The sequence below is a fragment of the Marinobacterium jannaschii DSM 6295 genome (assembly GCF_000620085.1).
In the GTDB taxonomy this organism is placed as follows: Bacteria; Pseudomonadota; Gammaproteobacteria; order Pseudomonadales; family Balneatricaceae; genus Pontibacterium; species Pontibacterium jannaschii.
Genome location: NZ_JHVJ01000007.1, coordinates 84,087 through 97,025 on the forward strand (window position 1 = coordinate 84,087; position 12,939 = coordinate 97,025).

General features: G+C 57.0%; 12 protein-coding genes. 3 read left to right on the forward strand and 9 right to left on the reverse strand.

Features of this window, described 5'->3' with window-relative positions; genetic code table 11:
• Positions 1-6: 6 nt before the first annotated feature.
• On the reverse strand, positions 7-1,674 hold the full coding sequence (locus Q354_RS0106745; protein WP_027856936.1) for an FAD-dependent oxidoreductase: 1,668 nt from the start codon (positions 1,672-1,674) through the stop codon (positions 7-9).
• 51 nt (positions 1,675-1,725) lie between these two features.
• The gene (locus Q354_RS0106750) at positions 1,726-2,682 is read right to left on the reverse strand and encodes an MBL fold metallo-hydrolase (RefSeq protein ID WP_027856937.1); all 957 of its coding nucleotides are present in this window, start codon (positions 2,680-2,682) and stop codon (positions 1,726-1,728) included.
• Positions 2,683-2,883: 201 nt separating this feature from the next.
• On the opposite strand from Q354_RS0106750, the gene Q354_RS0106755 reads away from it, so the two are divergent.
• The 3 genes from Q354_RS0106755 to Q354_RS0106765 all read left to right on the forward strand — a co-directional run bounded on the left by Q354_RS0106755 (position 2,884) and on the right by Q354_RS0106765 (position 5,034).
• A complete protein-coding gene (locus Q354_RS0106755) occupies positions 2,884-3,669 on the forward strand; it encodes an IclR family transcriptional regulator (RefSeq protein WP_027856938.1) in 786 nt (261 codons plus the stop codon).
• A gap of 125 nt (positions 3,670-3,794) precedes the next feature.
• Positions 3,795-4,436 (forward strand): maleylacetoacetate isomerase, encoded by a 642-nt coding sequence (gene maiA / locus Q354_RS0106760; RefSeq protein ID WP_027856939.1) that lies wholly within the window; start codon positions 3,795-3,797, stop codon positions 4,434-4,436.
• 52 nt (positions 4,437-4,488) lie between these two features.
• Positions 4,489-5,034, forward strand: a complete 546-nt coding sequence (locus Q354_RS0106765; RefSeq protein ID WP_027856940.1) for a VOC family protein — start codon at positions 4,489-4,491, stop codon at positions 5,032-5,034.
• 59 nt (positions 5,035-5,093) lie between these two features.
• Here Q354_RS0106765 and Q354_RS0106770 read toward each other — a convergent pair whose 3' ends face one another.
• The 7 genes from Q354_RS0106770 to Q354_RS0106800 all read right to left on the reverse strand — a co-directional run bounded on the left by Q354_RS0106770 (position 5,094) and on the right by Q354_RS0106800 (position 12,923).
• A complete protein-coding gene (locus Q354_RS0106770) occupies positions 5,094-5,396 on the reverse strand; it encodes a DUF6419 family natural product biosynthesis protein (protein ID WP_036228851.1) in 303 nt (100 codons plus the stop codon).
• A gap of 132 nt (positions 5,397-5,528) precedes the next feature.
• Complete coding sequence (locus Q354_RS24890) at positions 5,529-6,188, reverse strand: hypothetical protein (protein WP_051559961.1); 660 nt, start codon at positions 6,186-6,188, stop codon at positions 5,529-5,531.
• A gap of 225 nt (positions 6,189-6,413) precedes the next feature.
• Entirely contained in the window at positions 6,414-6,905 is a 492-nt protein-coding gene (locus Q354_RS0106780; RefSeq protein ID WP_156948260.1) for a hypothetical protein, read from the reverse strand.
• A gap of 39 nt (positions 6,906-6,944) precedes the next feature.
• Complete coding sequence (gene efpL, locus Q354_RS0106785; protein ID WP_027856943.1) at positions 6,945-7,520, reverse strand: elongation factor P-like protein EfpL; 576 nt, start codon at positions 7,518-7,520, stop codon at positions 6,945-6,947.
• A gap of 374 nt (positions 7,521-7,894) precedes the next feature.
• A complete protein-coding gene (locus Q354_RS0106790) occupies positions 7,895-10,018 on the reverse strand; it encodes a TRAP transporter permease (protein WP_027856944.1) in 2,124 nt (707 codons plus the stop codon).
• A 159-nt stretch (positions 10,019-10,177) separates the two neighbouring features.
• A complete protein-coding gene (locus Q354_RS0106795; RefSeq protein ID WP_156948265.1) occupies positions 10,178-11,206 on the reverse strand; it encodes a TAXI family TRAP transporter solute-binding subunit in 1,029 nt (342 codons plus the stop codon).
• 325 nt (positions 11,207-11,531) lie between these two features.
• A complete protein-coding gene (locus Q354_RS0106800; protein ID WP_036228855.1) occupies positions 11,532-12,923 on the reverse strand; it encodes a sigma-54-dependent transcriptional regulator in 1,392 nt (463 codons plus the stop codon).
• Positions 12,924-12,939: the final 16 nt, after the last annotated feature.

Below are 12,939 nucleotides of genomic sequence, written 5' to 3' on the forward strand. Positions count from 1 at the left end.
CCCTCCTTAAAGGTTGCAGGTCGCGGTATTTAGCGCAAGGCGAACTGCCTCGCAATCCAGGCTGCGCCAGCGCGCGGCCAGATGCTGATCGGGACGGATCAGGAAGCAGCTACCGTCACGGCCGTCGTAGCGTTGCGCCATCAGCCCTTCGCTGTCGTGAACGGCAGCGATTGCCGCAGGCGGCGTACCCCGGCGGTAGACCAGCAGCGGCCGCAGCGGGATCTCAGATTCGGCCAGCTCGCTCAGTTGCTGCAATTCACCAGCGCTGATCCGGGTCGCATCTTCACAGAAGCAGAGCAGCTGGAAGCGATGATCCACCAGCTGTAGCGCCCATCCCTCCCCTTTCGGGCCTTCTATCGGCGCATCCTCCATCACCGCACCCGGTAGCATCGGGCTATCAAACGGATCAGCATCCGGCGTATTGAGGGAGGAGTGACTGAGAATCGCCGGATCGGAAAGGCGGCCGGAGTTGACCAGCTTGCGGGCAAAGTCATGCTGTTTCGCCAGTGCCAGGGTGGCGTTGCGGAACTGCAGCGAGACATCGGACTTAGGCGTAATAAAGTCGGTGGCGCGGGTGGAGTTCATCAGGTTCTCATCCGCCGCAAACTCCCGCTCTTCACAGTAGCTGTCGATCAGCTGCTGCGGCGCCAGGCCCTGCATTACCAATCTCAGCTTCCAGATCAGGTTATCGCTGTCCTGAAAGCCGGAGTTGGCACCACGGGCACCGAAAGGCGATACCTGATGGGCCGCATCCCCGGCAAAGATCACCCGCCCGTGCCGGAAGCGCTCCATACGGCGACACATAAAGGTGTAGACGCTGGCCCACTCCAGCTCAAACTCCATCGCCTCGCCCATCATCGCCTTCACCCGGGGGATAATGTTCTCGGGCTTTTTCTCCTCTTCCGGGTCTTTATCCCAGCCGAGCTGGAAATCCAGCCGCCAAACATTATCCGGCTGACTGTGCAGCAGCGTGGACTGGCCGGGATGGTAGCTGGGATCAAAGGAGAACCAGCGCTCTGAGGGAAAGTCAGCCTTCATAATGATATCCGCGATCAGGAAGCGGTCGCGGAATACCCGCCCGTCCATACTGAGGCCCATCATGCTGCGTACCGAGCTGTTGGCACCGTCGGCGACGATCAGCCAGTCGGTGCTAAGCTGGTAGGGACCGTCCGGAGTCTCAATGCTGACCACGACCTGCTCGCCCTGCTGCTCGACCGCGCTGACCCGGTTCTGCCAGCGGATCTCCACCTGATCCAGCTCACCGGCCCGGTCGACCATATACTCTTCGAGATAGTATTGCTGCAGGTTGATAAAGGCGGGCTGGGAATAGCCCGCTTCCGGCAACAGGTCAAAACTGCTGACCAGCTGATCCTGAAAGAACATTTTGCCGACCTTCCAGCAGACCCCCTTCTCCACCATCCGCCCGGCACAACCCAGCCGGTCCAGCACCTCCAGTGCACGCTTGGAGTAGCAGACCGCACGCGAGCCGACGCTGACGGTGTTGTTGTCATCCAGAATAAGCGCCGGCATCCCCTGTACGCCGGCGTCCAGCCCGGCCGCCAGTCCGATCGGGCCTGCGCCGACGATGATCAGCGGGTGGTGGGCGATCTGCCCTGCCTGCTGATCGACCGAGCGCTGATAATCATAAACCGGTGGCTGATAGGTATTAAACATGCTGACCTCACTATTATTATTTTTACTCTTGAGGAAGGTGGCTTAGGGCAGCTACTGCAGGCTGTGCCACATCTGCTGATCGCGCTCGGCGGTCCAGATCTGAGGGTCGCGGATGCCGGAGGCTTCGTCATAGGCGCGGGTCACATCAAACGGCAGGCAGTGTTCATAGATAAAGACCTGGCCAAACTGCGGGTCCATCGCCTCACGGGTCAGGGCCATCGCGGCCTTAAGATCCAGCTTGTCCGCCACCGCGCGCTGGGCACTCTCATACAGGGTGGTGACAAAAGCGCGGGTGTAGGCCAGCCCTTCTGCGACCTGTTGCGGGGTTTCCAGTGCCGGACCGCGGCCTGGCACCAGCTTTTTCGCATTCAGGGCGCTGATGTTGTCCAGCGTCTGCGGCCAGTCGCTGAGATAGGCATCGCCGGTATAGCAAGCGGCATCGCACTCCACCAGATCACCGGAGAACAGCACCTCTTCCTGCGGCACCCAGACCACCGTGTCACCCTTGGTATGACCAAGCCCCAGCTGCATAATCTGCACCTCCAGCCCGCCCATCATCAGGCGCATCTCCTTCTGGAAGGTCAGGGTCGGCCAGGTCAGCCCCGGCACCGATTCCACCGCCTGAAACAGGCGCGGAAAGCGGCCGATCTCGGAGTCCATATCCTGCTGACCGCGCTCGACGATCAGATTCCAGGTGTCCTGGCTGGCGATCACCTGCTCCAGACCGTGCTCGCGATAACCAGAAGCCCCCAGTACCCGCACCGCATGGTAGTGGGTCAGGGTGACATAGCGGATCGGTTTATCGGTCACCTCACGGATCTTCTTCACCAGCGCCTGCGCCGCCACCGGCGTGGCGGTAGCATCGATCACCATCACCCCGTCCTCGCTGATGATCACCCCGGTATTGGGGTCGCCCTCAGCGGTATAGGCCCAGCAATGTTCCGAAAGTTGAGTAAAGCTGACCGCCTTCTCATCCAGATCTGCCGCCGATGCAAATTGCTTGCTCATAGTCGCTCCTGCCGGTACGCGGTGCCGCCAACATCATCAGCCAGCACCATTTAAGTTACACAAATTATTATTTTTCGTTTATTTTTGTATCATTCAATCACCGCTCATTTCACGGTGCAAAGGTTGCCGTTGATCAGTTGTGGATTTTTACGCATTGCGTAAACCGCACTGTGCGGACAGATATTCAGGAGGCAGGAAGGGATGACGGAAGGCAGCAAAGGTGGCGTACAGTCCGTGGAGATCGGCATCGGTTTACTGAAAACCCTGGCGGCAATGGGCGGCAAGGTCTCCCTCAACCAGTTGAGCGAGGAAACCGGGATGCACCCGGCCAAGATCCACCGCTACCTCACCAGCCTGGTCAATACCGGTCTGGTTGCCCGCACCGCCCACGGCAAGTACGACCTGGGCAGCTACGGACTGGAGTTTTCCACTCTCTACCTCTCCCGCCTCGACCCAACCACCATTGCCAATGAGATGATGGAGTCGCTGCGCGACCAGACCGCCGAGGGCGTGATCCTGACTGTCTGGGGCAGCGCCGGAACCACCGTGATCCGCTGGTTCCAATCACGCCAGCCGATCTCTGTCGGTATCCGGCCCGGCACCTGTTTCTCCACCCTGATGTCGGCCTCTGGCCGGGTATTTATGGCCCACCTGCCGACAGAACTGACCCAGCCGCAGGTGGAGCAGGAGCTGTTACAGCTGGAGCAGAAACCACACCGCCTGGCACCGCAGGGCTGGGATGAGATCGCTCAGATAAACGCTGAAACCCGCCAACATGGACTGGGACGGGTGGAGGGCCACAGTGTCGAAGGGGTCTCCGCACTGGCCGCGCCGATCTTCGACTATCGCGGTGAAATGGTGCTGTCGCTGGCACTGTTTGGCTTCAGAAGCCGTTTCGATGCCGACTGGGATGGCCGCAACGCCCGGCTGTTACGCCAGACTGCGGGCGAGATCTCCAGCCGGCTGGGCTATATCGCCCCGGCCTGATAGGACTCATCAGGTCCGGGGATAAATTACATTAATCGTAAAACAGATTAGTCGGTCTAACCTTAATATTGCGTAACAGTTTCAGATGCCATTTACTGACTGACAAATCCGCCGCAGGTAACGATATGAAGCTTTACACATACTGGCGCTCTTCAGCCGCCTACCGGGTACGTATCGCCCTCAATCTCAAGGGGCTTCCATACCAAAGCGAATATGTGCATTTGGTTAAAGACGGCGGCGAACAGAGATCCGCAGCCTACCGTAAGATCAATCCACAGCAGCTGGTACCCAGCCTCGAAACTGATGCAGGCGAGGTACTGACCCAGTCGCTGGCGATGATTGAGTACCTCGACGAGTGCTATCCCGATCCGGCGCTGCTACCTGCTGATCCGGTTGCACGCGCCAAGGCAAGGTCAATGGCGCAGCTGATCGCCTGCGAGGTCCATCCGCTGAATAACCTGCGGGTACTGCAGCATCTGGGTGGCGAGCTGGGGCTGGATAAGGCGGCTCAGGGCGACTGGTATCGCCACTGGCTGGCCGAAGGCTTCAAGGCTCTGGAAGCGTTGCTGGCCGGGCAGGATAAGCAGTTCTGCTGTGGCGATGCGCCAGGGCTGGCGGATATCTGCCTGGTGCCCCAGGTTTACAACGCCCGGCGCTTCGAACTGGATCTCACCCCCTACCCCAATATCCGGCGCATTGATGCCCGCTGCCGCGAGCTGGAAGCCTTTGCCGCTGCAGCCCCGGAAGCCCAGGGCGACGCGCCCTGAGCGCCCGATTTTGTGCAGGGATAACAATAACAACCACTGACAGGTACAGAATATGATCAAGCTCCAGCAGATCCATCACGTCGCTTACCGCTGCAGGGATGCCAAGGAAACCGTAGAGTTTTACCGCGAGATGCTCAATATGGATTTCCTGGTGGCGATCGCCGAAGACCGGGTGCCCTCCACCAAGGAACCCGATCCCTATATGCATGTCTTCCTCGATGCCGGTCAGGGCAATATCCTGGCCTTCTTCGAGCTGCCTAACTCGCCGGAGATGGGACGCGATCCTAACACCCCGGAATGGACCCAGCACATCGCCTTCCAGCTGGAGAGCGAAACCGCCCTGCTGGCCGCCAAGGCAGAGCTGGAGAACAAAGGCCTCAGTGTCGTCGGACCAACCAATCACGGCATTATCAAGTCGATCTACTTCTTTGACCCCAACGGCCACCGGCTGGAGCTGACCTGCCTTACCGGCAGCGAAAAACAGCTGGCAGAACTGAAACGGGTTGCGCCGCTGATGCTGGAGGAGTGGTCGCAAACCAAGCGCGCGCCCAAGCATGCCGCCTGGCTGCATGAGGATGAGTTTGACGCCGGAAGCTGAAACCAGACCGCACAGGATTTAGTCCTGTGCCGCAAGCAACTACCTTTGGGAGGCCAACCCTACAGAGACATCAATCGCCTGACACCCAGCAGAATTCCACCGAAGGCAATCAGAAAAAGCAGTGGTATGCCTATCAGCGCATCGGTATCTGAAAGGTCGGTTGCAGGGCTGCCGATTACAGCCAGCGTATTAAGAAATAGCAGCACCAAGGCCGTTTGCAGGCGGCCTTTAAAACCGATGAATCCCGTCAGCAACAGCATCAATAGAGATATAGCTACTGCCGGTGTAAATGGAGCCGCCGCCAGCAGCATACTGATCAGGGAGATGACTATTGCAAACCCAAGGGCGATTTTTTCTGCCATAGCAACCTCGCAAGGAAAGTATTTACTGCAGGCAAATGCTTTGCAGCCAGTTCAGATCTCTGAACCGACAACCTGAAATGCGGGCAGAATGGTTACTTTAAGCAGCGCTATCGAAACACCGTGTAACCGCGCTTAAAGGCTGCAGTAGGATTGCGTATCCGCGACGGATACCGTCTTTATGGTGCTGCCTTTTTTAATTACGAATTCGTTCAGGCCGACTTCGTTGCTTTTGGCGTTCCAGTTGTAGGTATAACCGAGCCGGGTCCAGGGATATCCCTCAGGCGCATTGTATGAAGCCGCACTCTGGGTTGCATACCAGGCTTTATGCGCCTCGCTTGCATCCTCCGGAAAGCCTGCAGTACAACTTGTTGCCGTCAGGCTTGGGTTGGCACAGGGACGGAACATATCACGGGTGCTGGCTTCCAGAACAACCACAAAGCGTTTTGCATCTTCCTCAGGAGGCAGCCCAAGTAACTGCTGAATACGCAGGTTGAGCTTCTTCTTGCGATAATCCTTACACATCGACTGCAGGTCGCCATCCAGTGTTACCCAGGTCTCTCCCCATGACAGTGTGGTGTCCTGACCCGGTACGTAGCTGTCCGGATATTTGGTCCAGGTAACGACTTTAGCCGTATCACCGGTCAGCGTTTTTAATGCCACGATCTCTTCAGGCTCGATGACAGCGGCATCTTCAATGGATTTCTGATATCGAGTTGTTACGTCGGCAAGTACCGGGGTCGCCAGTAAACAGGTAGCAGCAATTACAAAAGAGTTATAAGAGTTGATACGCATAATATGTCCCTATATTTTATGTCAGTAATTCAGGCTTAAAGTTTATAAAAACGGATGTCCGATGCCCTTACGACTGAGGCAATAGCTGAGGAATTATATGATGCCGGCACGGGCAAACCTAGCATCTATCTGCCTGAAATATTGCCAGCAAGAGAAGAGCTTTTAGCAATATATCCGGTAGAGCCAACGCCTTAATTAACAAACAATCAAACCAATATTTCGGGTTCACTTTATAAAGCTACGAAAATGCTTCGCACAGGCTGCAATATCATACTCCCGATATTCGAAATTGTGTTTTTCCGAGTAAACACAATAAATTCCCGGTTTTATAACGTCGCAGTCATCAAAACAAAAAAGCTCGGCTACTTTTCGCGAATCAAAGAACAGCTCCAGCCCAAGATTACTGGGGATATCATCTATTGGCTCATAACTAAGCCCTTCGATATGCGAGAGGGTCTGTAGGAGTAGCTTTAAGCTGTCAAACTCATCACGAAGCTCAGCCAGGTTTTCTTCCCAGGCAAAAGATTCGTTAAACGTCCAGTCATCGGGATGTTTCATGATAGGTCCCCATGCAGGGCGGTCTTGTTCTGCAAGACTGACTTGAAACAGGCCTGGTTTAAATCGATCTGTTCGACGCCTTAACAACGCCAGGGATTCGACAGGCAGAACCCTGTTGCCGATGAACAGCCCGTCGCGCGGCAGGAGAAACACCTTCAAGCAACGGACTGCAAACCAGGACGAGGCAGCTTCTAGCGCTTACTTCGCCTCAGCACGGCCGGTAAAGCGACGCTCTTCGACATTCACTTTAATCCGGTCGCCAGTAGAGATGTGCTCGGGTACCTGCACCGTCAGACCTGTGGACAGCCTGGCAGGCTTGGTTCGTGCCGTTGCGGAACCACCCTTAATCGACGGATCGGTTTCAACGATTTCAAGCTCGACGGTCGCTGGCAGGTCCAGCGCCACCGGAGCATCATTAACAATCACGACATACAGGCCCGGGGTGTCATCCGTGATGAACAACAGCTCGTCCGCAATATTCTCCCGGTCCAGGCTGTATGAGGAGTAATCTTCGCTGTCCATAAATACAAATTCATCGCCATCGGAGTATGAAAACACCGCTGCGCGTCGGACAAGATCCGCCAGGTTCAGCATATCTGAATCCTTGTAGGTTTCGTCCAGCTTGCTGTTGGTAGCGACGTTGTACATACGCATGCGATAGAGGCTGCCACCGGCACGTCCCTGTGGAACAGAGCGTTCGATATCACGCACGATGTAAGCTTCACCGTTAATCTCGACGGCGGCGTTCTTTTTTATTTCACTGGCTTTAGGCATTTCATGTTTCTCTGGGAGACAAAATCAGGGGCATTATCATAGCGGTACAGAGTCTGGTCTTGCACCCTCCGTGACGGTCAGTTTCTGAAATCCAGATTGAGGAAATTCGAGGCATATGCTCGCAGATACCTACAGGAGCACACTCCGTGCACGAATGGCATTGGTATGAGATTCCTTCGCTCGCAGATCGAGCTCCTACAGCCAGTTCCACCGTCTTATGTATTCCCACGGAGACCAAGGGAACAAGGGATTCAAAACCACAAAAAAAGCGCCTTAGCTATTTAGCTAAGGCGCCTCAAGATTGGGCTTTCTGTTTACCCGGTTGGGTTGGGTTCGCAGACGGCCCGGAGACTAAATCGACTTAGCCGTTAAACTTAATCCGCCACCTTACGGCTATAGATAAACACGCCGATAAACACCGCCAGTCCGGCGAAGTCGATGATCAGGTTGCCGTGTGGCCACAGCATCGCCACGGCACAGGCACCGCTTAGCAGGCGCAGAGCGATGTTAAGGCGTCCTTCCAGGTAGCCTTCCATAAAGCCAACGAAGGCATACAGGCCGAAGACGGCGAAGATGAAGATGGTCATCACCTCGGTTGCGCTACCACCGATAAAGTTGGTGTAGGCAAACAGCAGCGGCACGATGTAGAGACCCTTGGCGATCTTCCAGGCGGTAAAGCCGGTTGCCATCGGCGGGGTCTTGGCGATCGCGGCCGCGGCGAAGGCGGTGAGGCAGACCGGTGGCGTGACGTTGGAGTCCTGGGAGAGCCAGAAGATGATCATATGGGCAGACAGCAGGGTGGCAGCCAGCAGAGCCGGGTCCAGTGCCTGCTCCAGCAACTGGCTCTTGAAGTCAGCCGGTACTTTCTCCACCAGTGCCATCGCATTGGCTTCGCTCATCGGCGCGGACAGCAGCGCAAATTGCTCCGGGTCGACCAGCATAAAGATCATCTTGGCCTGCTCCGGCAGGTTACCGGCAGCGATCAGGCTGACCAGCTGGGATTCAGCTATCAGACCATACAGCGCCGGGGCCGACAGCGTTGCCAATACGATATAGGACGCCGTGACCGGCAAGCCCATACCCAGCACCAGGGAGGCGATCGCTACCAGCGCCATCATGATCAGCAGACTGCCGCCGGACCATTCCGCCACCATCAGCGAGAAGGTGTTGCCGATGCCGGTCATCGCCACCACGTTCACCACCAGACCCACGGCCACCAGCAGCATCGCCGTGGTCGCCATGTTTTTCGAGCCCTGTGCCAGCGCATCCAGTACATCGCGCACGCCCATCGGGTGTTTGGATAACCAGGAAGAGGCGATCACCGAGAGGATGGAGATACCGGCAGCATAGGTCGGGGTGAAGCCGTAGATCAGCAAGGCAACCAGTACCACCAGTGGCAGCAGGTAGTGCCAGCCCTCTTTGAAGACCTGCCCCAGTGGACGGGCATCCAGCTCAACGGCGTGGGCGTGGCTACGCTTGGCCTCAACGCGGACATAGAAGCCCACCGACAGGAAATACAGCAGCGCAGGCAGTGCCGCGATAGCGATGATGTCGACGTAAGGGATCTGGGTATAGGACGCCATAATAAAGGCCCCCGCCCCCATCACCGGCGGCATCAGCTGACCGCCGGTCGAGGCGGCGGCCTCGACACCGGCGGAAAAGCGCGCCGGGAAGCCCGCCTTACGCATCAGTGGGATAGTAATAACACCGGTAGACACGGTGTTGGCCACGGAGGAGCCGGACACCGAACCCATCAGGCCGGAACCCAGCACCGCTACAAAACCCGGGCCACCGACAAAGCGACCGGCAGCGCAGCGGGACAGCTCGATAATGAAGTCACCGGCACCGGATTTCACCAGGAAAGCGCCGAAGAGGATAAACATAAACACATAGGTCCATGAGATCCGGGCGATCGGCCCGAACATCCCTTCGGAGGAAAAATAGGAACGGTACAGCAGGGTTTCCAGGCTCAGCCCGGCAAAACCGAAGATACCGTCGATATAAGGCCCCCACCAGAACACATAGGTCAGGGCGGTAATAATCATGCAGGGGATAAACCAGCCGGTGGTCCGGCGTGCCATCTCCAGCGCGATAAAGATCGCAGCCACAGAGAACAACCAGTCGGTGGCGACAAATTTCACTCCGCGATCGTAGAGTGCATCCTCGAAACCGATCAGGTACAGGGCACAGATGATCGCCGCAGCCCCCAGCAGGAGGTCGAGCACCAGGCTCAGGCGCTGCCCCTGTAGGCTGGTGGCCTTAACCGCTGGTACCATCAGGGCACAGATCATGGCAAAGCCACCGAAGTGGATCGCGGCGACCCATAGCTCCGACAGGGTGCCCAGCGTATTAAAGTAGATATGGGCGATCGCAAAGATCACGCTGGCCCAGTAGACAAATCGACCCGCGGCGGATTTCTCGTCACGCTGGGTCAGTTCCAGGCTTTTCAGCTGCGCCTGGGTGTCCTTATCGGTCGTAGTGGAGGATGTGTCAGACATAGTGTTTTGGCTGCAGGTTTGAAGCTGTAGGCGGCATGAGTCCCTGCGTGGATGCAGTACCGGTTCAGCTTTCTCGTTATTGGGGCCGGCTACCGGACAGGCTGTCCGGCAGCGGCTTGGCTCACACCTTTTGAAGCTTATCGCTTCAGGTTTGTGCTGTTACTTGGCAATCAGGTGCGCCGGTACATCAACGCCCATCTCTTTGTAGTAACGGGCAGCACCCGGGTGCAGCGGTACCGGCAGGCCTGCGATCGCTTTTTCCAGCGCCATCGCCTTGGTGGCCTTATGGATGCCGTTGAGGAACGCCAGGTTTTCGTAGATGGTTTTAGTCAGCATATAGACATCGTTTTCGGATACATCATCACGTACGGCCAGGAAGTTTGGCTGTGCCATGGTGTTGATATCCTTGGTCTGGCCCGGATAGGTGTTGGCCGGGATCACATAACGGGTCCACAGCTTGTAGCCGCCGTTGGCATCCTTGATCTGCTGATCGGTGAAATCCAGTACGGTAATATCGCTGCCCAGTGCCGCGTAGGCACGGGTGATGGCGCTGGTTGGCACACCGGACGGGATGTTCATACCGTCGATGGTGCCGTTCTGCAATGCGTCGGCGGAGGCACCGTAGCCCATGTACGCCAGGTTGAAGCTGTCAGCCTGGATATTCAGGTTGCCCAGGATGGTGCGACCGGAGCCTTCAGTACCGGAGTTCTTCTTACCGATAGAGAACTTCTCGCCTTGCAGGCCTTTCAGGTCAGCCACGTTACCCTGTTTAACGTAGTCGCTTTTCACGACGAACTGCTCGACGTTCTGCCACAACATGGAGACAGAACGCAGGTGCTTCTGCGGGCCGGACTGGGCCACTTTACCTTCGCCGTTCCAGGCCCAGGCACCGTACAGACCCTGCAGGATCGCGAACTGGGCTTCGTTTTCGCGCAGCAGTTTTACGTTCTCACCGGAACCTGCGGAGTTGATCGCAGACATGGAGATCTTCTGAGTCGGCTCCAGCTTCACCTTGGTCAGGGTCGCCAGTGCCACACCGACCGGATAGTAAGTGCCGCCGGTGGACGCCGTTGCCAACACGTAGGAGCGCTTATCAGCAGCCTGCGCCAGGCCGGCTGTGCCTGCGGCGGTGGTCAGGACCAGGGCTGCGCCCATCGCTTTAATCAGGCTGCGTTTACTCATGTTCATCATGTGATCGTATCCTTTGTTGTTATGACCAATTGTTGTTTTCGGGGGGACGAAACACTCCCCACTATGCTTTTGGCCTCAGCACTTCCTTGTCTGCAAGCACGATGCCAAAACCCAGAAAAACAAATAACCCATTGTTTTACAATGAATTATTTATATTCAAAAATTTCAGGGCTGATCCCGGTAAGCAAAAAATGGCCTACGGGACTGAAAAACCATAAGCCATTTTTTGCCGATCAGGGCTGAGATCGATCAGATAAGCACCAGTTCCGGCCTGCCTCAACCCCCTGAGCCGCTCTAAATCGGCCAATGCGCCATTTTTTGCCTATTCACTGCCATCCCCACCTTCGGGGATAAAATCAACCCGGTTGAGGCCGTAACGCACCATCTTCTGGTTCAGCGTCCGCCGGGGCAGATCCAGCTCCTCCATCACCGTCTTGATGTTGCCCTGATGGCGGCGCAGTGAGCGGCTGATCACCTCAGATTCAAAGCTGGCGACCTGCAAAGCCAGTGGCAGCGGCTTACTCAGCGGCTCTTCAAAGCTGATCGGGCTTTGTCCGGCCGACAGCAGGTCAGCCAGACTGACCCGCTCATCCAGCGCGAAACGGATGGCGATATTCTTCAGCTCACGCACGTTACCGGGCCAGTTGTAGCCACAGAGGGTACGCTCGTCCTGGGTACTGAGCGCACGGTTATCACGGGCATGCTCGCTGGCAGCCTGGCGTACATAGTGGCTGAACAACAGCGGCACGTCCTCCGGCCGTTCACGCAACGGTGGCAGGTAGAGCTGGGCGACATTGAGGCGATAGAACAGGTCCTGACGGAAGTTCTCATCCTCTTTCAGGTCGGACTTGGAGGCGGCGATCACCCGCAGGTCGACACTGATCGGCTGGTTGGCACCGAGCCGCTCGATCATCCCCTCCTGCAGGGCGCGCAACACCTTGATCTGCAGATGGGCCGGGGTGCTCTCGATCTCATCCAGAAACAGGGTGCCGCCATCGGCATGTTCAAACTTACCGATCCGGCGTTTACTGGCCCCGGTAAAAGCCCCGCTCTCATGGCCAAACAGCTCGCTTTCAATCAGCGACTCGGGAATTGCGCCGCAGTTGATCGGCACGAAATGTTTGCGCTGACGGTTACTGAATTCGTGCAGGCACTGGGCCACCAGCTCCTTGCCGCTGCCGGTCTCGCCGTAGATGATGACATTGGTATCCATCGCAGCCAGCGCCAGCAGCTCCCTCTTCAGGCGCTGGATCGCCGGGGAGATGCCGATAATCTTGCCATCGATACCGGAGCGCGCCGCCAGGTCATGTTGCAGGCGCAGGTTTTCCAGCGTCAGGTTGCGCTTTTCACAGGCTCGGTGGATGGTCTCCACCAACCGCTCCGGGACGAAGGGTTTCTCGATAAAGTCATAGGCCCCGGCACGCATCGCGCTGATCGCCATATCCACATCGCCGTGTGCAGTCAGCAACATCACCGGCAGATCGGTAATGCGCTTACGCGCCTCAGCCATCAACTGCAGGCCGTCCATACCCGGCATCTTGACATCGGTCAGCAGTACGCCGGGAAAGTCACCCTGCAGGTGCGGCAGGGCCTGCTCGGCACTGTCAAACTCCAGCACTTCAAATCCGGCCATTTTCAGCCACTGGCCGGTAGACTGACGCACCATCTTTTCATCATCCACCAGCATTACGGTGCCACGTTTTGTTGCCGTCATCACTCTACCCTTTACA